Annotated in this window: 22 protein-coding genes; 8 read left to right on the top strand and 14 right to left on the bottom strand. The window is 62.2% G+C overall.

Annotated features, from left to right (window positions below):
* Positions 1 to 24 precede the first annotated feature (24 nt).
* The 5 genes from tig (at position 25) to FE851_RS04070 (ending at position 7810) form a co-directional block, all read left to right on the top strand.
* Entirely contained in the window at positions 25 to 1629 is a 1605-nt protein-coding gene (gene tig, locus FE851_RS04050; protein ID WP_145199982.1) for a trigger factor, read from the top strand.
* A gap of 144 nt (positions 1630 to 1773) precedes the next feature.
* The gene (locus FE851_RS04055) at positions 1774 to 2751 is read left to right on the top strand and encodes a glycosyltransferase family 2 protein (RefSeq protein WP_145199985.1); all 978 of its coding nucleotides are present in this window, start codon (positions 1774 to 1776) and stop codon (positions 2749 to 2751) included.
* Positions 2752 to 2840: 89 nt separating this feature from the next.
* On the top strand, positions 2841 to 3476 hold the full coding sequence (clpP, locus tag FE851_RS04060; protein WP_017184222.1) for an ATP-dependent Clp endopeptidase proteolytic subunit ClpP: 636 nt from the start codon (positions 2841 to 2843) through the stop codon (positions 3474 to 3476).
* Between the two features lie 140 nt (positions 3477 to 3616).
* The gene (gene clpX, locus FE851_RS04065) at positions 3617 to 4885 is read left to right on the top strand and encodes an ATP-dependent Clp protease ATP-binding subunit ClpX (RefSeq protein ID WP_017184221.1); all 1269 of its coding nucleotides are present in this window, start codon (positions 3617 to 3619) and stop codon (positions 4883 to 4885) included.
* A gap of 366 nt (positions 4886 to 5251) precedes the next feature.
* A complete protein-coding gene (locus tag FE851_RS04070) occupies positions 5252 to 7810 on the top strand; it encodes a TonB-dependent receptor (protein WP_145199988.1) in 2559 nt (852 codons plus the stop codon).
* 64 nt (positions 7811 to 7874) lie between these two features.
* Here the strand turns inward: FE851_RS04070 and mtgA are convergent, their stop codons facing one another.
* The 4 genes from mtgA to FE851_RS04090 form a co-directional block, all read right to left on the bottom strand.
* Complete coding sequence (gene mtgA, locus FE851_RS04075) at positions 7875 to 8570, bottom strand: monofunctional biosynthetic peptidoglycan transglycosylase (protein ID WP_145204092.1); 696 nt, start codon at positions 8568 to 8570, stop codon at positions 7875 to 7877.
* Positions 8571 to 8602: 32 nt separating this feature from the next.
* Positions 8603 to 9892: an MFS transporter gene (locus tag FE851_RS04080; RefSeq protein WP_145199991.1), complete on the bottom strand. Its 1290-nt coding sequence runs from the start codon at positions 9890 to 9892 to the stop codon at positions 8603 to 8605.
* Positions 9893 to 10043: 151 nt separating this feature from the next.
* The gene (rpoH, locus tag FE851_RS04085) at positions 10044 to 10958 is read right to left on the bottom strand and encodes an RNA polymerase sigma factor RpoH (RefSeq protein WP_017184217.1); all 915 of its coding nucleotides are present in this window, start codon (positions 10956 to 10958) and stop codon (positions 10044 to 10046) included.
* Positions 10959 to 11035: 77 nt separating this feature from the next.
* A complete protein-coding gene (locus tag FE851_RS04090; RefSeq protein WP_145199994.1) occupies positions 11036 to 11992 on the bottom strand; it encodes an RluA family pseudouridine synthase in 957 nt (318 codons plus the stop codon).
* 17 nt (positions 11993 to 12009) lie between these two features.
* On the opposite strand from FE851_RS04090, the gene FE851_RS04095 reads away from it, so the two are divergent.
* Positions 12010 to 12411: a Mov34/MPN/PAD-1 family protein gene (locus FE851_RS04095; RefSeq protein ID WP_145199997.1), complete on the top strand. Its 402-nt coding sequence runs from the start codon at positions 12010 to 12012 to the stop codon at positions 12409 to 12411.
* 100 nt (positions 12412 to 12511) lie between these two features.
* Positions 12512 to 13159 (top strand): histidine phosphotransferase family protein, encoded by a 648-nt coding sequence (locus FE851_RS04100; RefSeq protein ID WP_017184214.1) that lies wholly within the window; start codon positions 12512 to 12514, stop codon positions 13157 to 13159.
* 125 nt (positions 13160 to 13284) lie between these two features.
* Here FE851_RS04100 and FE851_RS04105 read toward each other — a convergent pair whose 3' ends face one another.
* From FE851_RS04105 to FE851_RS04150, 10 genes are all read right to left on the bottom strand, one after another.
* Complete coding sequence (locus tag FE851_RS04105) at positions 13285 to 14229, bottom strand: hemolysin family protein (protein WP_145200000.1); 945 nt, start codon at positions 14227 to 14229, stop codon at positions 13285 to 13287.
* 8 nt (positions 14230 to 14237) lie between these two features.
* The gene (gene ybeY, locus FE851_RS04110; RefSeq protein WP_145200003.1) at positions 14238 to 14753 is read right to left on the bottom strand and encodes an rRNA maturation RNase YbeY; all 516 of its coding nucleotides are present in this window, start codon (positions 14751 to 14753) and stop codon (positions 14238 to 14240) included.
* Between the two features lie 122 nt (positions 14754 to 14875).
* Entirely contained in the window at positions 14876 to 15877 is a 1002-nt protein-coding gene (locus tag FE851_RS04115) for a PhoH family protein (protein ID WP_017184211.1), read from the bottom strand.
* A gap of 101 nt (positions 15878 to 15978) precedes the next feature.
* Positions 15979 to 17328, bottom strand: coding sequence for a tRNA (N6-isopentenyl adenosine(37)-C2)-methylthiotransferase MiaB (gene miaB / locus FE851_RS04120; protein ID WP_145200007.1), 1350 nt, complete (start codon positions 17326 to 17328; stop codon positions 15979 to 15981).
* A gap of 7 nt (positions 17329 to 17335) precedes the next feature.
* The gene (locus tag FE851_RS04125; protein ID WP_145204095.1) at positions 17336 to 18118 is read right to left on the bottom strand and encodes a lysophospholipid acyltransferase family protein; all 783 of its coding nucleotides are present in this window, start codon (positions 18116 to 18118) and stop codon (positions 17336 to 17338) included.
* A gap of 4 nt (positions 18119 to 18122) precedes the next feature.
* Positions 18123 to 18545: a Fur family transcriptional regulator gene (locus tag FE851_RS04130; RefSeq protein WP_145200010.1), complete on the bottom strand. Its 423-nt coding sequence runs from the start codon at positions 18543 to 18545 to the stop codon at positions 18123 to 18125.
* A 123-nt stretch (positions 18546 to 18668) separates the two neighbouring features.
* A complete protein-coding gene (locus FE851_RS04135; protein WP_017184207.1) occupies positions 18669 to 19097 on the bottom strand; it encodes a MucR family transcriptional regulator in 429 nt (142 codons plus the stop codon).
* 111 nt (positions 19098 to 19208) lie between these two features.
* Complete coding sequence (rimI, locus tag FE851_RS04140) at positions 19209 to 19688, bottom strand: ribosomal protein S18-alanine N-acetyltransferase (protein WP_107125213.1); 480 nt, start codon at positions 19686 to 19688, stop codon at positions 19209 to 19211.
* Positions 19685 to 20314, bottom strand: coding sequence for a tRNA (adenosine(37)-N6)-threonylcarbamoyltransferase complex dimerization subunit type 1 TsaB (tsaB, locus tag FE851_RS04145; RefSeq protein ID WP_145200013.1), 630 nt, complete (start codon positions 20312 to 20314; stop codon positions 19685 to 19687). The genes rimI and tsaB overlap by 4 nt, the downstream gene beginning before the upstream one ends.
* 83 nt (positions 20315 to 20397) lie before the next feature.
* The gene (locus FE851_RS04150) at positions 20398 to 20973 is read right to left on the bottom strand and encodes a NifU family protein (RefSeq protein WP_145200017.1); all 576 of its coding nucleotides are present in this window, start codon (positions 20971 to 20973) and stop codon (positions 20398 to 20400) included.
* A 97-nt stretch (positions 20974 to 21070) separates the two neighbouring features.
* On the opposite strand from FE851_RS04150, the gene FE851_RS04155 reads away from it, so the two are divergent.
* On the top strand, positions 21071 to 21541 hold the full coding sequence (locus FE851_RS04155; protein WP_017184203.1) for a pyridoxamine 5'-phosphate oxidase family protein: 471 nt from the start codon (positions 21071 to 21073) through the stop codon (positions 21539 to 21541).
* Positions 21542 to 21730: the final 189 nt, after the last annotated feature.

Here is a 21730-nt window from a genome sequence, read left to right on the forward strand (position 1 = left end):
TGAAGAAAGCGTTTGAGAGAAGAGATGCAGACTGTCGAGACGTTGAACGAAGGCCTTAAGCGCGCCTACACTGTCACCATCACGTCGAAGGATATCGACGCGCGAGTGGACAAGGAAGTGAAAGCCATGGCTCCGCAGGTGCGGATGCCCGGCTTCCGCCCCGGCAAGGTGCCCGCCAATCTCGTCAAGAAAATGCATGGCGAAGCGCTCCAGCGCGACGCGCTCAACAACAGCATTCAGGAAAGCATCCAGAAACTGATCGCCGACCAGAAGCTGCGTCCCGCGATGCAGCCTTCGGTCGAGCTGGACGAAGGGTTCGAGTTCGGCAAGGACGCGGAAATCAAGGTCGCGCTCGAAGTGCTGCCCGACATCGCGGCGCCCAGCATCGAAGGCATCAAGCTGGAACGGCTGACCGTCGAAGTCGCCGATGCGCAGGTCGATGAGGCCGCGGGCCGCATCGCCACGCAGCAGGGCGCGCTGGAAGAAAAGGGCGACGATCATGTCGCGCAGGACGGCGACACGCTGGTCATCGACTTTCTGGGCAAGGTCGACGGCGAAGCCTTTGAAGGCGGCGCTGCTGAAGACATCAAGCTCAAGCTCGGCTCTGGCCAGTTCATCCCCGGTTTCGAGGAACAGCTGGGCGGCGTGAAGAAGGGCGAGGAAAAGGTCATCGAAGTGACCTTCCCCGAAGATTATGGCGCGGCGCACCTGGCCGGCAAGCTGGCGACCTTCGACATCAAGGTGAAGTCGATCCTGGACGGCGACAAGCCCAAGCTGGACGATGATTTCGCCAAGTCGCTGGGCCTGGAAGGGCTGGACCAGCTCAAGGATCTGCTCAAGGGCCAGATCGAGCAGGAACATAATGGCCTGACCCGCACCCACATGAAGCGCAAGCTGCTTGACCAGCTGGCGTCGGCCCATGACTTCGACGTGCCGCCCAGCATGGTCGAGGCCGAATTCGAGCAGATCTGGCAGCAGCTTCAGCATGAAGCGAGTCATGAGGAAGATCCGGCCGCCGCGATCGCCGAAATGGAAGCCGAGAAGGACGATTATCGCGCCATCGCCGTGCGTCGCGTTCGCCTGGGCCTGCTCCTCTCCGAAATCGGCCAGGCCAATGGCGTGACCGTCAGCGACCAGGAAATGAACCGCCTGATCATGCAGGCCGCGCAGCAGTACGGCCCGCAGGACCGTGAGCGTTTCGTGCAATATGTCCGTCAGGACCCGATGGCCGCAGCCCAGCTGCGCGCGCCGCTTTATGAGGACAAGGTCGTCGACTTCCTGTTCGACAAGGCCGAAGTCACCGACCGCGCCGTGACCAAGGAAGAGCTGGAAGCGGCGATCGAAGCCGAAGATGGCGACATCAAGCCCCACGTCCATGGCCCCGATTGCGGCCATGACCATGACGAAAAGCCCAAGGCGAAGAAGGCCGCGTCCAAGAAGGCCGCTGCCGAACCTGCCGCCGAAGCCGAAGCGGTAGCCGAGGAAGCCCCGGCCAAGCCGAAGAAGGCCGCCGCCAAGAAGGCAGCCCCTGCTGCGGCGGAAGCGGACGCGCCGGCCGCAGAGGCCGCTGCCGAGGAAAAGCCCAAGAAGAAGGCTGCTCCCAAGAAGGCTGCTGCCAAGGCTGAATAAGCCCGGCTGAAAAGCGATGGACAAGCGCCCGGCTTCCGACAGGAGGCGCGGGCGCTTTTCATTTCGCCTGCGCCATGGCAGAGGAAATATTAACCCTGTCGGTCCATGCCTTCGGGCACGGAAGGCAGCAGGATGCGAAGGCCGATGAAGGAATATCCCGCCATGACCAGCGACAGCGCGCTGGCAGTCCCGCGCATCGCGGTCATCCTGCCCTGTTATAATGAAGCCGGCGCGATCGTGCAGACGGTGCAGGATTTCCGCCGCGCATTGCCCCATGCCGACATCTATGTGTTCGACAATAACAGCAGCGATGGCAGCCCCGAACTGGCGCGCGGCGCTGGCGCGATCGTCCGCCGCGTGACCCAGCAGGGCAAGGGTCATGTCGTGCGCCGCATGTTCGCCGACGTTGATGCCGACATCTATATCATGGCTGATGGCGACGCGACCTATGAGGCCGCCGCCGCCCCTGCGATGGTTGCCGCCATGCTCGACGATAATCTCGACATGGTGGTCGGTTGCCGCAAGTCGGAGGCGGAAGAGGCCTATCGCCCCGGCCACCGCCTGGGCAACTGGGCGCTGACCAGCCTACTCAAGCAATTGTTCGGGCGCAGTTTTACCGACATATTGTCGGGCTATCGCGTCTTTTCCCGCCGCTTCGTCAAAAGCTTTCCGGTGCTGTCGGCCGGGTTCGAGATCGAGACCGAGATCAGCGTCCATGCGCTCGAACTCGCCATGCCGGTCGCCGAAGTCGTCACCGCCTATGGCGCGCGGCCCGAAGGATCGGTCAGCAAGCTTTCCACCTATCGCGACGGCTTTCGCATCCTGCGCACCATCTTCACCCTCTATCGCATCGAGCGGCCGATCCTGTTCTTCGGCGTGATCGCCGCGTTCCTTGTCGCGCTGGGGCTGGGGCTGGCCGCGCCGCTGATCGTGACCTATATGCATACCGGCCTGGTGCCGCGTTTCCCGACCGCCATCCTGGTCACCGGCCTGATGATCCTTGCCACCCTGTCGGCCATGTGCGGGCTTATCCTGGACACCGTGGTGCGCGGGCGGCGGGAGGTGCGGCGGCTGTCCTATCTTGGTTTTCGCGCGCCGTCCGACTTCGCCCGGCGCGACTGAACCGGCTTCCTTCCTGCAAGCCCCCCTTGAACCATTTGCCGTTTGTGCCGATGTAGGGGTGGGCAAAAGCACCTGACTGAAAGAGTACAATGACCAACATCATGCATGATCCCATGGCCGCGCTGGTTCCTATCGTTATCGAGCAGTCGAACCGTGGCGAGCGCAGCTTCGACATTTTTTCGCGCCTGTTGCGTGAGCGGATCATCTTCGTGACCGGCCAGGTCGAGGATCATATGGCCTCGCTGATCGTCGCCCAGTTGCTGTTCCTCGAATCGGAAAATCCGAAGAAGGACATCTGGATGTACATCAACTCGCCCGGCGGCGTGGTGACGGCGGGCATGGCGATCCACGACACGATGAAATATATCCGGCCACAGGTCGGCACCGTGTGCATCGGACAGGCGGCGTCGATGGGCAGCTTCCTGCTGGCGGCCGGTGAACCGGGCAAGCGGATCGCGCTGGGCAATGCCCGCATCATGGTCCACCAACCATCGGGCGGCGCGCAGGGGATGGCGAGCGACATCGAGATCCAGGCCAAGGAAATCCTGCGTATCCGCCGTCGCCTGAACGACCTGTATGTCCAATATACCGGCAGGTCGCTGGAAGAGATCGAGCGGGCGATGGACCGCGACACCTTCCTGGAGGCGGACGAGGCCAAGGCCTTCGGTCTGGTCGATGAAGTGTTCACCAGCCGGCCCGCGCTGCCCGAAGCGAGCGAGACTTAAAGCCCATCTTTACCGGGGCGCGCTACTTTCACCCCTTGTGAAACCGGCGCGCCACGGTCTAGGATGACTATGGACCAGATTACCCGCGCCGGAATGCGGTTTTGGTGATTGTTGAACCGGCAGGGAAGAAAGATTGGCGAATGACTAAGCTTACCGGCTCCGATTCCAAGAGCACGCTCTATTGCTCCTTCTGCGGCAAGTCGCAGCATGAAGTGCGCAAGCTGATCGCTGGGCCGACCGTGTTCATCTGCGATGAGTGCGTCGAGCTGTGCAACGACATCATCCGCGAGGAGACCAAGGGCGGTCTCGTCGGCAAGAAGGATGGCGGCGTGCCGACCCCGCAGGAAATCTGCGACGTGCTGGACGATTATGTGATCGGCCAGAACCGGGCGAAGCGCGTACTGTCGGTCGCGGTCCATAACCATTACAAGCGGCTGAACCATGGCAGCAAGCCGGGCGAGGTCGAACTGGCCAAGTCCAACATCCTGCTGGTCGGCCCGACCGGATGCGGCAAGACGCTGCTGGCGCAGACGCTGGCCAAGACGTTCGACGTGCCCTTCACCATGGCCGATGCGACGACGCTGACCGAAGCGGGCTATGTCGGCGAGGATGTGGAAAACATCATCCTCAAGCTGCTTCAGGCGTCGGACTATAATGTCGAGAAGGCGCAGCGCGGCATCGTCTATATCGACGAGATCGACAAGATCAGCCGCAAGGCGGAAAACCCCTCCATCACCCGCGACGTGTCGGGCGAGGGCGTGCAGCAGGCGTTGCTGAAGCTGATGGAAGGCACCACCGCTTCCGTCCCGCCGCAGGGCGGGCGCAAGCATCCACAGCAGGAGTTTTTGCAGGTCGACACGACCAATATCCTGTTCATCTGCGGCGGCGCGTTCGCTGGTCTGGAAAAGATCATCGGTGATCGTCTGGAGGCCAAGTCGATCGGCTTTGGCGCCTATGTCGCTGCACCCGAAGAGCGCAAGACGGGCGAGCTGCTGCGGCAGAGCGAACCGGAAGATTTGCTGAAATTCGGGCTGATCCCCGAATTTGTCGGTCGTCTGCCGGTCATCGCGACTCTGGAGGATCTGGACGTGTCGGCGCTGGTCAAGATTTTGGGCGAGCCGAAGAACGCGCTGGTCAAGCAATATGGCAAGCTGTTCGAGATGGAGAATGTCGACCTCAGCTTCACCGACGAAGCGCTGGTTGCGATCGCGAAGAAGGCGATCGAACGCAAGACCGGCGCGCGCGGGCTGCGCTCCATCCTCGAAGCGATCCTGCTCGACACCATGTTCGACCTGCCGTCCATGCAGGGCGTGGGCGAGGTGGTGGTCGACAAGGATGTCGTCGCGGGCAAGAAGGAACCGATTCGCGTATTCAGCGAAAACAGCAAGCGAGCCGAGGACGCCGCCTGATCGCAAGGCCAGGCCGGAGACAAAAATGGGGCTGACGGGTGACCGTCGGCCCCATTTTGTTGGTCCGGTTCCACGCTGACACAAATATTCCTGCTGCGTTGCAAAATTGCACCACCGTCAAATAGCAGGTAAAAACTTATATAAAATATAATGAAAGCAATGGTTTGAGTGATGCGGGCGCCGTGTATCTCGCGCCATCCCGCTCATCTGTTCGCACCTGTGACAGAGTATGTTGCACATTGTAACAAAAGTGCAGCCATAGCATCACAGGGGCGTCGCCAGAGGCCGTCACAGGCGGCTCCGGCTTGCAAGAGCATAACAGTATGGCGTGTCAGCGCCGCTCCTGAACAAGGGACAAAGGGTCACATGAAACAGTTTCTGATGTGCAGCGCCGCGATGATCGCCGTAGCCGCTCCTTCCGCAGCCTTCGCCCAGTCGACGGGTTCTGCCGATTTTGAAGATAGCATCATCGTCACGGGCGCACGGGTCAGCGAAGGCATCGCTGGCGTCAAGATACCCGATTCGCCCAAGGCGAAGGTCGTCCTGGGTCAGGAAATCATTCAGGCTCAGCGCCCTGGCCAGTCGATCAATGAAATCATCAACCTGGTCCCCGGCGTCAGCTTCACCAACAACGATCCCTGGGGTTCGAGCGGTGGTAACTTCACGATCCGCGGCTTCGGTGCGGATCGTATCTCGCAAACTTTCGACGGTATCCCCCTCAACGATTCCGGCAATTATGCGGTATATACCAACCAGCAGGTTGACCCCGAATTGATCGAGAATGTCAACGTAAACCTGGGCTCTACCGATGTCGACAGCCCGACCGCCGCAGCGGTTGGCGGCACCGTCAACATCAACACGCTGGAACCCAGCGACGATTATGGCGTCCTCGCCAGCGTAAGCTATGGTAACATCGTCGCCAACGGTTCGGGCGACCGCCCCTATTTCCGTATGTTCGGTGTCATCAACACGGGCGACATTACCGGCCATGGTACGAAGGCCTGGTTCTCCGCTTCACGGGCCAAGAACGTGGCGGCTTATGCCAATTACGGCGATGTGTATAAGCAGCAATATAATGCCAAGATCTGGCAGGATATTGGCGACAACGGCGATTTCATCTCGATCGCCGGTCACTACAACCAGAACCGCAACAATTTCGGTGGTTCGCCATTCCGCGCCAGTGCCTTTACCGGCGACAAGTCGGGACGCTTCTACAATATCAGCGGCGGCTATCCTTGCACGCTCAGCACAACCAGCACCCCCAATGCGTGTGGCACCGACTTCGAACGACGTTTCAACCCGTCCAACACGGGCAATGTTCGCCTGAACTCCAAGTTCACGCTGGCCGAACGCCTGACGCTTTCGATCGATGGTGCTTATCAATATGTGAAGGCCAATGGCGGTGGTACGACCAGCGCCAATGAAACATCCTTCATGTCGGGTGGACAGCCCTTCACTGGCAACTATAACGGCTCCTTCTACTTTGGTCGCGACCTTAACGGTGACGGCGTTCTTGGCAGGGTTACCGTTCTTCAGCCGAGCCAGACCAATACCCGCCGTTGGGTCGGCATCGCCAACCTGGCCTACGACATCAATGACAGCAACCGTGTTCGTCTGTCCTACAGCTACGACCGCGCGCGCCATCGTCAGACCGGCTATGCTGGCCTGCTGAAGGCCGACGGCTCGCCAACTGACGTTTTTTCGATCAACGATCCGCTGACCGACGCGGCGGGCAATGCGCTGACCAAGCGTGATCGCCTTTCCTATGCCACGCTCCACCAGATCGCCGGCGAATATCGCGGTCAGTTTTTCGATGACGCTCTGACCGTGCTGATTGGCGGTCGCGTGCCGTTCTTCACGCGTGACCTGAACAATTATTGCTTCACGACCAGCACCGGTGGTTTCGTAAACTGCGTGCCCAGCGACCAGATCGCAGCATATGCGGCCGCGAACCCTTATAGCTTCAATGATGCTACGGGCCGGGCAACGGGTTCCGCGCTGCCGCAGTCGCGCAAGCTGAAATATGACAAGTTCCTGCCCAACCTTGGCGCAACGTTCAAGGTCACGCCGGAAATCAGCATCGCGGGCAGCTATGCCAAGAACCTGTCGGTGCCGAGCACGGATGCTCTGTATAACGCCTTCTCATTCCCGGCAGGCAGCACTCAGGCAAAGCGCGTTGCTGAAACGTCGGATAGTTTTGACGCCAGCCTGCGTTACACCACTCCCAAGGTCCAGGCGGCGATTACGGGTTGGTATTCCAAGTATAAAAATCGCTTGATTACCGCATATGACATTGACGGCAACGGCACGACGACCAACGTTGGTCCGGTCAAGAAATATGGCATTGACGGCAGCATTTCGTACAGCCCGGTCAAGGAACTGACCGCCTATCTGTTCGGTTCGTACATCAAGTCGGAAATTCAGAACGACTCGATCACGGGCAGCTGTGTTACTGACAGCGACATTCAGCTTGCGGGCCTTTGCTATGTGCAGAATGGCGATGCCTTCCTGCGCACCGCAGGCAAGCGTGAGCGTGAAGCGCCGAAATATCTGTTCGGTGGTCGCCTTCAGGGCAATCTGGGCGACTTCACCATGGGCGTTCAGGCAAAGCGGACCAGCTCGCGTTTCCTGAACGACATCAATGGCGAAATCCAGACGGCGACGACCAGCACGGGCGTCACCAAACTGATCTTCCCGGGTGCGAAGTTTGCCGGATATACCATCGTCGATCTCGACCTGCGCTATTCGCTTGCCAGCCTGGGCATGGAAAAGGGTGCGATCCAGTTCAACGTCAGCAACCTGTTCGACAAATTCTATGTCGGCTCGTTCAGCGGTGGTCTGGACACGCTGGCCAGTTCGTCGTCGTCATTCGTGAACTTCGGCTCGCCGCGCGCGATCAGTGCTTCACTGATCGTTGGCTTCTAAGCCAAGAGGATAAGATCCAGTCAGAAAGGGGCGGAGCAATCCGCCCCTTTTTTGCGCTCCGGTCTTAACGCAGGCAAGCATCCAGCCCGTCGCGCTGTACCACGCCGATCCGTGCGGCGATGGTGTTGCCATAGCGGCGGGTGAAGCCGCTGGGGGCGATGGCGGCGCGGCGTTTGGGGAGGGGGAGGACGGCGGCGATGCGGGCGGCTTCGGCGCGGGTCAGGCGTTCGGCGCCATGTTTGAAATAGCGGATGGCGCCCGCCTGTACGCCATAGGTGCCGATGCCGGTTTCCGCGACGTTCAGATAGACTTCCATGATCCGCCGCTTGCCCCAGATCGCCTCGATCAACATGGTGAACCAGGCTTCGAACCCCTTGCGGATGAAGCCGCCGCCCTGCCACAAGAACACATTTTTCGCGGTCTGCTGGCTGATCGTCGATCCGCCGCGCACGCGACCGCCGCTTGCATTATGGATTGCCGCCTTGGCGATGGCGTCGACGTCGAAGCCGTGATGGGCGCAGAATTTGCCGTCCTCCGCCGCGATCGCCGCGCGCGCCATGTCCGGGTCAATCTCGTCCAGGCTCACCCAGTCCTTGGTGATGCCATTGGGATCGAGCAGCATCGTCATCGTCACTGGCGGGGGCACGAAGCGGTAGAGCGTCACCATCAGCAGCGAGAGGATGACGAAGCCGATCAACAGTTTGAGCGGGATGCTGATCCAGCGGGAACGGCGGCGGGCAGAGGGGGTTTTGGCGGTCATGCCGCCAGCGTAACGCGCCCCGGCCTTGTGTTTCAAGCGCCCTGCAAGATGGCGGGGCGACCCCGGTTGATCATCAGCACCAGCCCCGCGCCGATCAGGCATAACAGCCCCGCCGCAACGAAGGCAGGCATATAGCTGTGCCAGACCGTGCGCGACAGGCCGCCCGCCATCGCCGCGCTGGCGGCCCCCAGTTGATGGCCGGCGAAGATCCAGCCAAAGACGATGTTGGCGCGTTCCGGCCCGAAGCGCTGGGCGGTCAGCTTGACCGTGGGCGGCACGGTCGCGACCCAGTCGAGACCGTAAAAGACGGCGAACAGCGACAGGCTGTAGAGCGAGAAGTCGCTGAACGGCAGATAGAGCAGCGACGCGCCACGCAGGCCATAATACCAAAAGAGCAGCCAGCGATTGTCGAATCGGTCCGACAGCCAGCCGGACGCCAGCGTGCCGCCGAAATCGAACAGCCCCATCATCGCCAGCATCGACGCCGCGCCGATCGCCGCCAATCCATAATCGCCGCACAGGGCGATGAAATGGGTCTGGACCAGACCGTTGGTGCTCGCGCCGCAAATATAGAAGGAGAGGAAGAGGAACCAGAAGGTCGGCACTTTGGCCGCGTCGCGCAGAACCGTGATCGGCGTCATCAGCAACGCGCAAAAGCCGATCGTCTGGACCGGCGGCGGCTGGATAGCGCTGGCGCCATAGGGTGGTAGGCCGAGATCGGACGGGCGATCGCGCATCAGCAGCAGTACGACCAGCGCCGCCAGCAGGATCGCGCCGCACACCAGCAGCACCGCAGAGCGCCAGCCCAAAGTGTCGGTCATTCCGGCGAGCAGCGGCAGGAAAGCCAACTGGCCAGTCGCCGTGCTGGCGGACAGCAGCCCCATGACAAGCCCGCGCCGGTCCGAAAACCAGCGGGTGGCGACGGTTGCGCCCAGCACCATGGCAGTGAGGCCAGTGCCCAGCCCGATGATCACGCCCCATAGCAGCACCAATTGCCACAACTGGCTCATGCCCAGCGACAGCAGCAGGCCGATCGTGACGATGCCGAGCGAAATCAGCATCATCCGGCGCACGCCAAAGCGGTTCATGAAAGCCGCGGCAAAGGGGCCGATCAGGCCGAACAGCAGGAAGCGGATGGCCAGCGCAGCGGAAATGTCGGCGGCGGTCCAGCCAAATTCGCGTTGCAGCGGCACGATGAACACGCCGGGCGCGCCGACCGCGCCTGCGACCACGAGCATGGTGAGGAAGGTGGTGGCAAGGACGACCCAGCCATAATGGATTTTGCCGGTCGCCAGACGCCGGGCCAATGCAGTCGACATCAAGCTACATCCCCTTCGCGCGTCAGCCGGATCACCGCCATATGACCGACGTGCAAGGGGCCAACAAGACGCCAGTTGCCGTCCGATGGACCCTGGGCAACAGAAAAGGCTCCGAATCGCTTCGAAGCCTTTTCCGGTTAGCCTGTATCTGGCGTCAGGCGGCGGCGAAGCGCGCCATGTGGCTGAGCTTGTCACCGGCAATGCGCATCATCGCCTTTTGCAGCTTTTCAAAGGCGCGCACCTCGATCTGGCGGACGCGCTCGCGCGATACGCCATAGACCTGGCTCAGTTCCTCCAGCGTCTTGGGTTCTTCGGCCAGACGCCGTTCGGCCAGGATGTGCTTTTCGCGATCGTTGAGGTCCGTCATCGCTTCGACCAGCATTTCGTGGCGCTGGGTGCGTTCCTGCTCCTCGGCCACGCGCTCGTCCTGCAACGGATCGGTGTCCTGCAACCAATCCTGCCACTGGCCGTCGCCATCCTCCCGCATGGGGACGTTGAGCGACGTATCGCCACCCATCGCCATGCGGCGGTTCATCGACACGACATCCTGCTCGGACACGCCCAGATCGGTCGCGATCTTGGTCACATCTTCCGGCTTCAGATCGCCATCCTCGAACGCTTCGATATTGTTCTTCATCCGGCGAAGGTTGAAAAACAGCTTCTTCTGCGATGCCGTGGTGCCCATTTTCACAAGCGACCAGCTGCGCAGGATGAATTCCTGGATCGAGGCGCGAATCCACCACATGGCGTAGGTCGCCAGGCGGAAGCCGCGGTCAGCCTCAAACTTCTTCACGCCCTGCATCAGGCCGATATTGCCTTCGGAGATCAGTTCGCTGACCGGCAGGCCATAGCCGCGATAGCCCATCGCGATCTTCGCCACGAGGCGCAGATGCGAGGTTACCAGCTGGGCCGCAGCCTCAGGATCCTGATGCTCCTCATACCGTTTGGCGAGCATATATTCCTGCTCAGGGGTCAGAAGCGGAAATTTGCGGATTTCCGACAGATAGCGGTTGAGGCTGGCTTCACCGCCCAGCGCCGGAACCGCGGGGACATTGCTCGTCTTGGCCATGTCGCTTCACCTTTCCCTTTCATGCGCGGTCGGACCCAGAAGAGGCGTCACAAACACCGTCGCAAACTTGTTCATCTCTATACGTGGAGCAGGCTTAACAGTTCCTGCATATCGGCAGGGAGTGCACTTTGGAACATAAGCCGTTCGTCCGTTACCGGATGTATGAACCCCAGGCTTTTTGCGTGCAATGCCTGCCTTTTGAAACCCAGCGTTTCCAGTATTGATTTGAAACCTTTTCTTTCTCTACCGTAAACCGGATCACCGATCAAGGGGTGTCCGATATGGTGCATATGGACGCGGACCTGATGGGTGCGGCCGGTTTCCAGCCGACATTCCACCATGGCCGCGTCGCGTAGCCGTTCCACGGTGCGATAATGGGTGACGGCATGTTTGCCGCGCCCTTCGCGATGAACCGCCATCTTCTTTCGATCAGCGTCCGAACGACCGAGCCAGGCGTCGACCGTGCCGGTGGCGGGCTGGGGGTGGCCATAGACTATCGCGGCATAGAGTCGCTGGATGCTGTGATCCTTGAACTGGCGCGCCAGCCCGTCATGCGCCTTGTCCGATTTGGCGACGACCAGCAGGCCGGACGTGTCCTTGTCTATGCGGTGGACGATGCCGGGGCGGGCGACGCCGCCAATGCCCGACAACTGACCCTGGCAATGATGCAGCAGCGCATTGACCAGCGTGCCGTCCAGATTGCCCGCGGCGGGATGGACGACCAGCCCGGCGGGCTTGTCCACCACGATCAGGTCCGCATCCTCATGGACGATGTTGAGCGGAATATCCTGCGCCACATTGTCCAGCGCTACGGGCGCGGGCAGGGTGATGACGAAAGACTGGCCGGTCGCGACCTTGATGGTGGTGCCGATCTTGATCGGCTGGCCGGTCGAGCGGACATGGCCGTCGTTGATCAGCGCCTTCAACCGTTCGCGCGACAGGTCGGGTAGCAGGTCGGCCAGCGCCCGGTCGAGCCGCATCCCGTCCTGCGCCTGCGCGATTGTCGCTTCGATGATGGAAACCCCCGAACCCATTGGGTAGGGATGTAGGCATGGCGATTGCAATATCAAGGACGCTGCTGGACCAGATTCGGTCGATTGCGGCGGCGGACCGGGCGGAGGTGTGCGGCCTGTTGTTCGGCACGGCGGAGCGAATCGCGGCCATCGCGCCCGCTGCCAACGTCGCGCCGGACCCCGCGCGCCATTTCGAGCTGGACCCGGCGGCGCTGATCGCTGCGCACCGGGCAGCGCGGGCGGGCGGGCCGCCGATCATCGGTCATTATCATTCGCATCCGTCCGGTGTGGCGGTACCATCGGCCACCGATACGGCCTGCGCAGCGCCGGATGGCAGCCTGTGGCTGATCGTCGCGGCGGGCGAGGCGCGGCTCTGGGTGGCGCAGGGGGATGGCGCGGGCGGCGTGTGCTTCGCCCCGACGACGTTGCAGGTCGTATGAGCGAAAGGGCGCGCGGCGGGGTTGCATCGCCCGGCGCAGCAGCGCATTAGCCAATCAGGCCATCCTTAGTTTCCACAAAATCGGCGGTGCAGACCCTGACATGACCCACCCCATCGACAGCATCGAATTTGCCAGCCTTCTGTGTTCGCGCCTGTGCCACGACCTGTTGAGTCCGGTCGGCGCGCTGAATAACGGGCTGGAACTGATGGCGGACGAAACCGACCCGGACATGCGTCAGCGCTGCCTGGACCTGCTGGCCGACAGTGCCCGCACATCCGCCAACAAGCTCAAATTCTTCCGCCTGGCATTCGGTTCGGCCGGGGGCTTTGGCGACGCGGTGCCGCCGCATGAGGCGCGGGTTGCGATCGAGGGGATGTTCGCGGGGACGGGCCGGGTCAAGATCGGCTGGATGGTCGAGGAACAGATGCTGGGCAAGCTGCCGGTCAAGGTGCTGCTGAACCTGGCGCTGATCGTCGGCGACGCGCTGGTGCGGGGCGGGCAGCTGGATATTGGCGCGGAAAAGCGGCCCGGCGTGACCGAGATTGTCGTGCGGGGCGAAGGGCCAAAGGTCGTGCTGGACCCCGATCTGCGCGCGGCGCTGGCAGGGACGCTGCCCGCCGAAGGACTGGCTTCGCGCACGGCAGCGGCATGGATGGTACGGCAGTTGGTGACCAATGCAGGCGGCGAGATCGCGCTGTCGCCCGCAGGCGAGCCTATGCTGCTGTTTGGCGCGTCCATTCCGGAGTGAGAGAGGGGGTGGGCCTGCTGAAGTTCGGTTCGTCCTGAGCGTGTCGAACGGCTGTAGTGCCCCGAAGAAAAGGACAAGGCTTCGACAAGCTCAGCCCGAACGGATTTTGAGTTCTCGGATGCGCCTCAATCCTCATCGTCCATAAGCGCTTCCACCGGGGGGTGCAGGCGCAGGCGGCTTACGCGGCGGCCATCGCTGGCCAATATTTCCAGTTTCCAGCCGCTCTGTTCATGGTCGAGTATCTCGCCCGGTTCCGGCACCCGGCCAGCGATGATGAAAGCGAGGCCGCCCAGCGTGTCGACATCTTCGTCAATGTCGCCCAGCTTCTCGTCAATCTCTTCGGCGACATCGTCCAGTTCGGCGCGCGCATCCGCCTCCCACAGCCCGCCGGGCAGCGGCACCAGCATCGCTTCGGGGGCATCGTCATGCTCATCCTCGACATCGCCGACGATTTCCTCGACCAGATCCTCGAACGTCAGCAGCCCTTCGGTGCCCGAATATTCGTCCAGCACGATGGCGAGATGGGTCCGCTTGGCACGCATTTCGGCCAGCAGGTCGAGCGCACCCATGCTTTCGGGGACATAGAGCGGCTGGCGGATCAGCGGGGCCAGCGTGTCGGGGACGGGGGATTTGCCCGCCAGGATCGCGAAAGCATCGCGGATGTGGACCATGCCGACGATGGTGTCGAGCGTGTCGCGATAGACCGGGATGCGGCTATGGCCCGCTTCGGCGAACAACGCGGCAAGATCGGCGAAACTCGCCTTCTCCTCGATCGCGATGATGTCGGCGCGCGGTACGGCGACGTCATCGACGGTATGTTCGGAAAAATGAAGCAGGTTGCGGACCATCTGGCGCTCGATCGCCGACAGGTCGCCCTTGGCGGGCGCAGTTGCGCCTTCGTCCTGCTCCTCCTCGTCATATTCGTCGAGCGCTTCCTCCAGTTCCTGCCGCAGCGTCGTGGATTCGTTATCGCCGAACAGAAGCGACTTTATGCCGCTCCATAAACCGCCTTCATTACTACTGTCCGATTCCTTGGAACCGTTGCCGTCCTTTGGGCTGCCCTCAGCCATAGTTCGTCCTACACCCCTGATAGAATATTATCCCCGTAGGGATCCGAAAGCCCAAGACTGGCCAGCGCCGCGACTTCCAGCGCTTCCATGACTTCGGCTTCATTGTCGTCCATATGATCATATCCAAGCAAATGAAAAGTCCCGTGGATAATCAAATGCGCAGCATGATCGGCGATGGAGATGCCCCGGTCGGCTGCTTCGGCGGCGCAGACCCCCTCCGCCAGCACGATGTCGCCCAGCAATATTTCGCCATCGTCCGTATTGGCCGTGCTTTCCAGCAGGTCGGCCTGCACCATCGGGAAGGACAGGACGTTGGTCGGCTTGTCCTTGTCGCGATAGGCGCGGTTGAGTTCATGGACTTCTTCGTCGCTGGTCAGCTTGACCGCGACTTCGTAGGTCGCCGCATCAGTGGCGAAGGCCGCAAAGGGGCTGTGGGCGATGGCCGCAGACACGGCGCGCTGGGCGAGCATTTCCCAGTCCGTATCGGGCCAGCCAGTGTCATGGAGGACGGCGACGTCAATCATGGAACGAACTTTCCTCCGTTCGGGCTGAGCGAAGTCGAAGCCTTTGCCAGAGCGGAGCGAAGGCACCTCGCTCCGCCCGGTTGGGCACTTCGACTTCGCTCAGTGCGAACGGATTTTTTTGCTTACGCATCCGGCCCCTCATAAGCCTGCACGATCCGCCCGACGACCGGATGACGCACGACATCGCCGATGCCGAACGGCACCATCGCGATGCCCTCCACTCCGTCCAGTCGCGCGACCGCGTCCGCCAGGCCCGAAGCGCCCGGTAGCGGCAGATCGACCTGGCGGGGATCGCCGCAGATGACCATGCGGCTGCCTTCGCCAAAGCGGGTGAGGAACATCTTCATCTGGGCGATGGTGGTATTCTGCGCTTCGTCCAGCACGATGAAGGCGTTGGCCAGCGTTCGCCCGCGCATGAAGGCCAGCGGGGCGATCTCAATCTCTCCGCTCGCGATGCGCCGCTCGACCTGTTCGGCGGGCAGCGTGTCGTAAAGCGCGTCGTAGATCGGGCGGAGATAGGGGTCGACCTTCTCCTTCATGTCGCCGGGCAGGAAGCCCAGCCGCTCGCCCGCCTCGACCGCGGGGCGCGAGAGGATCAGCTTGTCGACCGTGCCGGTGATGAGCTGGCTGACCGCCTGCGCCACCGCCAGATAGGTCTTGCCCGTGCCTGCCGGCCCCAGCGCGAAGATGATGTCGTTCCGGTTCATCGCCTCCATATAGGTGACCTGCGTGGCGGAGCGGGGGACGATGGTTTTCTTGCGCGTGCGGATCATCACCGTGGGCGGTTCGGCCACGTCATGGCGGATGATGCCGTCCAGCGTGGGTTCCGACGACATGGCGATCACGGCTTCCACTGCGCCTGTGTCAATCTGTTGCCCGGCGACGATGCGGTTATAGAGGCCGGTCATGACGTCGCGCGCGCGGGCGGCGGCTTCCGCCTCGCCCTCGATCTGCAACTTGTTGCCGCGCGCAGCGATATAGACGCCCAGCCGATTTTCGATGGCGACCAGATTCTGGTCATATTGCCCGAACAGGGTGCCCAGCAGATGCGGCTTTTCGAACGTGACTTCGAGCCGCGCGCGTTCGGCGATGTCGGTGCGGGGTTGATGCGGTTTCTTGCCCATTCAAAAGCCTCCCTTGCCTGTCATGCATCTCGTTAGGATCGGCCAGAGCCGTAGATCGAAGAGATGGCGTCCCGCTGTTGCGGGAATGACGAGGCTTTGGTTCAAGCGGCTTTCCTCCTGCCAATTTCGCCGGCCAGACTATTGGGACCGGCGCTGATGATGTCGACCTCTATCATATCGCCGATCGCCTGGTCGGGGGCGGTGACGTGAACGGATTGCAGCCAGGGCGTCTTGCCGATCAATTGACCGGGATAGCGGCCCGCGCGTTCCAGCAATATAGTGGTGCGGCGTCCGACCGTGGCGGCGTTGAAGCCGACCTGATGGCGATTGATCGCCGCCTGTAGCCGCACGAGCCGATCGTCCATGACGTCGGCGGGTATTTGCCCGTCCATGTCGGCTGCTGGCGTGCCGGGGCGGGGGCTATATTTGAACGAATAGCATTGCGCATAGCCCACGGCGTCGACGATGCGCAGCGTGTCGGCAAATTCCTCCTCGGTCTCTCCGGGGAAGCCGACGATGAAGTCACCGGACAGGGCAATGTCCGGGCGGGCTGCGCGGACGCGCTCGATCAGGCGCAGATAGCCCTCGACGCTATGGCTGCGGTTCATCGCCTTGAGGATGCGGTCGTTGCCCGATTGCACGGGCAGATGGAGGAAGGGCATCAGCTTGTCGACGTCGCCATGGGCGGCGATCAGCCCGTCGCTCATGTCGTTGGGATGGCTGGTCGTATAGCGGATACGCTTGAGCGCATCGATCTTCGCCAGTTCCCGGACCAGACCGTCCATGCCCTGTGCCCGGCCCTCGTCATCCTTGCCGGTCCAGGCGTTCACATTCTGGCCCAGCAGCGTGATTTCCTTCACCCCGCCATCCACCAGCGCCTTCGCCTCGTCCAGGATCGCGTCCCATGACCGGCTGATTTCCGCGCCGCGCGTATAGGGGACGACGCAATAGGTGCAGAATTTGTCGCACCCTTCCATGATCGTCAGAAAGGCGGTGGGCCGCGCCTGCTTGGCGCGGGCGGGCAGGGCGCCGAATTTCGATTCCGCCGGCATGTCGGTATCGACGGCCGCTTCGCCGCGGCCCGCCTTTGCGATCAGATCGGGCAGGCGATGATAGGCCTGCGGGCCGACGACGATGTCCACCGTCCGGGCGCGGCGGCTGATTTCGCCGCCCTCGGCCTGCGCGACGCAGCCAGCGACCGCGATCATCGGGCGGCTGCCATCCTCGCGCGTCATCCGGCCAATGTCGGAATAAACCTTGTCCACCGCCTTTTCGCGGATGTGGCATGTGTTGAGGATCACCAGATCGGCGTCATTCCCGTCCGCAGCAGCGGTCATGCCCCGCTCGCCCAGCATCTCGGCCATGCGTTCGCCATCATAGACGTTCATCTGGCAGCCGAAGGATTTTACGTGGAAGGTGGCTGGAGTCTTGGGCGGTAGGGGACGATTCATGGCCCAGCTATACAGGCGGCAGGGGGGTAGCGGAAGGCCGATGCTGCGATGCGGCGCTATCGGACGCATTTTGCGCGATGCTGGCCGCGATCGCCCCGCGTGCCGTTGCCGCTATGACCTTGCGATCGGCGCAATCGGCGGGATCGAACGGGGCCAGAAAGCGCAGCGTCACGTCCAGCCGTCCCTTGCGCCCCAAAACGCGCCATGCGTTGGCGCCCGCCGGTTCGTCGCCATGCCAGGCGATGGCGGATGTCGCCGCGCCATAGTCGATATGCACCGGCTGAATCAGCACCGCGCGCGGCGGGGGCAGCAGCACGGCCAGAAGCGATGGCTTGAACGGCAGCAGTCCGCTGCCGTCACTGGTCGTGCCTTCGGGAAATAGCGCGACCGGCTGATGCCCCAGCATGGCGGCGCGCAGCGCGTCGATCTGGCCCGACAGCGCGCCGCGCCGCTCACGGGCGACGAACAATGTGTTGTTCTGCGCCGCGAGCCAGCCGACGACCGGCCAGCGGGCAATGCCGTCATGCGCGACAAAGGCCGCGCCGGTGGCGCCGCCCATGGCCAATATGTCGATCCAACTGACATGGTTGGCCAGCAGGAACATGTCGCCGCCATGCGGCTGTCCCGTGATCCGCACCCGCACGCCGACGGCGCGCGCGGCCACGCCCAAAAAGCGGCGCGGCCAGGGCGACGGGCGACGAAGGGCGCGCCAGAGCAGGTGGGGAGGCAGGCACAGCAGCAGGCTGGCAATCAGCGCGGCTATGCGCGACCAGCGACGAAGCGGCAGCAGCGCGTCAATTCTTCCGGTCGAGGGCGACGCCGTACAATTCCATGCGATGATCGACCAGCCGGAAGCCCAGCTTTTCCGCGATCTGCTTCTGCAACTGTTCCAGTTCGGGGTCGACAAATTCGATCACATTGCCGGTTTCGACATCGATCAGATGGTCGTGATGCGATTCGGGCGCAGCTTCGTAACGGGCGCGGCCATCGCCGAAATCATGGCGTTCCAGAATGCCGGCCTCTTCGAACAGGCGGACCGTGCGATAGACGGTGGCGATCGAGATGCCTGGGTCGATCGCAGCGGATCGCTTGTGCAATTCCTCGACATCGGGATGGTCGGTCGCATCGCTCAGCACCTGGGCGATCACCCGGCGCTGTTCGGTGATGCGCAGCCCCTTTTCGTGACACAGGGATTCGACGTCGATCTTGCGGTTCATGGAGTCTCGCTGGCTTTAGAGGTGCGGACAGTCAGACGAAGCCTAGCGGCTTTTCCTGTCGCGTAAAGGGGCACATGGCTGCATGCGCCCCTTTACACAAGACCGTTCCGTCAGCCGGGCGGATTACTTTGCGGCGCTGCCGCTACGGCGGCGCTTGGTGCCCAGGCCGATTTTCTTGGCCAGCGAGCGGCGCTGTTCGGCATAGTTGGGGGCGACCATCGGATAGTCGGCGGGCAGGCCCCATTTGGCGCGATAGTCTTCGGGCGTCATCTGATAATGGGTCATCAGGTGGCGCTTGAGCATCTTGAGCTTCTTGCCATCTTCCAGACAGATGATGAAGTCCGGCTTGATCGACGAACGGACCGAAACCGCAGGTTCGGGCTTGACGTCCGGCACGGCAGTCGGTTCGCTCAGGCCCGACAAGGCAGCGTGGACATTCTGGATCAGAGCAGCAACGTCAGATACAGACACGCTGTTATTGGAGACATGCGCGGCGACAATGTCCGATGTCAAAGTAATGAGCAGTTCGCTCTGTGCGGATTCTATTTCCATTGTCCTGTATCCTGTAAGGCTATTGTTGCGCGACCCGTCCTACGAGATTCATTTCAGGAACGGTACGTGTTCGCTAAACCTTGCCGGATAATTTCGCAAGAGCATTTGGCATCAAGCAAGCATGTCGATGCGAAAACTTAGAGCATCGTAAAGTTGTCCATCATTGCCGCGATAGTAACCGGGGCGGCGATGCACGTATTCAAAGCCTGTTTTCTCATAGAGATGCACGGCGTTGTTGCTGGCGCGCACTTCCAGGTTCATGGATGTAATGCCTCTGCGACGCGCCGTGCGCAAACTGTCGCGCAGCAACGCTTCGCCAACGCCCCGTCCACGCCAGGCGGGGTCGACCGCGAGCAGCAGCAATTCGCATTCGTCGAGCACGGATCGCACCAGCGCGAAGCCCAGCGCCGCCGCGTCCACGCGCGCGATCGTCAGCCAGGTGCCGGGCATCATCATGACGCCGGCCAGTTGCGGCAATGTCCATGCCTCACCAAAAACCGGATCGAAGGCGGCCTCCATCACCGTCATCGCATCGGCCATCGCATTGCGTTCGCTCTGGTCGTAGGTATCGAGGACAAGACCCGGCATCATGACGCGGCGCGCTCCGCCATGGTTTGCGCGTCTGCGCCCCGGCCATAAATGGGCGTTGCGGGCAGGGCGGGCTGGGCGGCGATCAGGCCATAGTCCGCTGCGTCGGGATAGAGATTGACCGCGGCGCCATGGCCGCGCGCGGTCACCAATGCTTCGGCCCCGGTGCCGTAGAGCGTGTCGATGTCGAGCTGCGTCGCCAGGGCGGCGATGGGGGTCGAGGCGACCGGGCTGGTCGCGCTCAGCCCGTCGGCGGTGAAGCATTGCCAGAATAGTTCGCCATGGCCACCAGTGATGGTGACCGCAATCGGTCCGTCACCAGCATGGAGTTGCGCCGCTTGCGCCGCGATCAGCGACGGCGCGCTATATCCGCGTAGTGGCAGTTGCCAGGCCAGCGCCAGCGCGCGGGCAGCGGCGATGCCGATGCGAACCCCGGTAAAGCTGCCAGGGCCAACATTAACGGCGATGGCATCGGCGCGACCACCGCCGGGCAGGGCGGCAATGGCGGGCAACAGGGCTTCGGCATGGCCGCGCCCGACAATTTGATGGAAGCGCGCAACGGGCGCCCCATCTTCCAGCAGCGCGACGGACAAAGCCTGTGTCGCGGTGTCGATCACCAGCAGGCGCAAACCTTACCCCCCTCAACCTTCCTTCTTGCGGTTAGTCGATCTGTCGCGATTTGCCAAATGGTGGAAAGGGAAGGTTGACCCGATCAGACCGCGCGGACTTCCGTCACTTCGGGGACATAATGTTTGAGCAGTTGTTCGATCCCGCTTTTCAGCGTCGCGCTGGACGAGGGGCAGCCAGCGCAGGCACCCTGCATCTTGAGGAATACGGTGCCCTTGTCGAAGCCGCGATAGACAATGTCGCCGCCATCATTGGCGACGGCGGGGCGGACGCGCGTGTCGATAAGATCGCGGATCTGCGCGACGATTTCAGCATCTTCCGGATCGTCGCCAAGGGCGTCGTCATCCATCGGCACGGCTATGCCCGCGGCCGATCCCGGCGCGAACAGCGGCATGTTGGCGGAAAAATGGTCGAGCAGGATCGACAGTATGTCCGGCTTCACGTCCCGCCATTCCGATCCCGGCGCGATCGTCACCGACACGAAATTGCCGCCGAAAAAGACCCCGGTAACATCGCCCAGCCCGAACAGCGCGTTGGCGAGGGGCGATGCCTCCGCCTCTTCAGGGGTTGCGAAATCGCGCGTTCCATCGCCCATGACCGCCTGGCCGGGGAGGAATTTGATGGTTGCCGGATTGGGCGTCAGTTCGGTCTCTATCAGCATGGCCGCTATGTGGCGATTTGCAGGCGCAAGATCAAGCGCTGCGGGAACTTCGCTGGCACCCGTCGATTGTTGGGAATGACCCAGCAGGAGAGATAGAATGACGACGCCAAAGGATATTCGCGAACATTTCTGGAGCGATATGAGCAAAAGCCCCTTCGTCATGGTGGGGTTGAGCAATAGTCAGGACCATAGCCTGCCGATGACGGCCCAGCTAGATCCCGATGCCGATCATTGCTTCTGGTTCTATACATCGCGCGACAATCGCCTGGCCCCCGGCGGCCCCGCCATGGCCCAGTTCGCGGCGAAGGATCATGGCCTGTTCGCCTGCATCAACGGCACGCTGGTCGAGGAGACCGACCCGGCGGTGATCGACCGCTACTGGTCCAAGCAGGTTGAGGCCTGGTATGAGGGCGGTCGCAACGACCCCAACCTGCTGATGCTGCGCTTCGACCTTGGCACGGCGGAAATCTGGCTGGCCGACCTGTCGCTGACGGGCGTGTTCAAGATGATGTTCGGCGGTGACGTGTCCAAGGAGATGAAGTCCAAGCATGCCGAGGTCGCGCTGTAAGGCGGTTGAGCGGCATATACTGAACCCCATGGGCGTGCGAAGGCGCGTTCCCAAGGGCAAGCGGCCGCGCTACATCGCGCGGCCGCTTGCTATTTGCCTGCATCTTCGCCATATGCGTTGCAGCGCAGCAGAGGGACCATGATGGTTCCATAGCGATTGGCAGCGTGATCGTCCGCAACCTGGGTGGCT

The sequence above is a fragment of the Sphingobium sp. B2 genome (assembly GCF_007693735.1).
GTDB lineage: Bacteria > Pseudomonadota > Alphaproteobacteria > Sphingomonadales > Sphingomonadaceae > Sphingobium > Sphingobium xenophagum.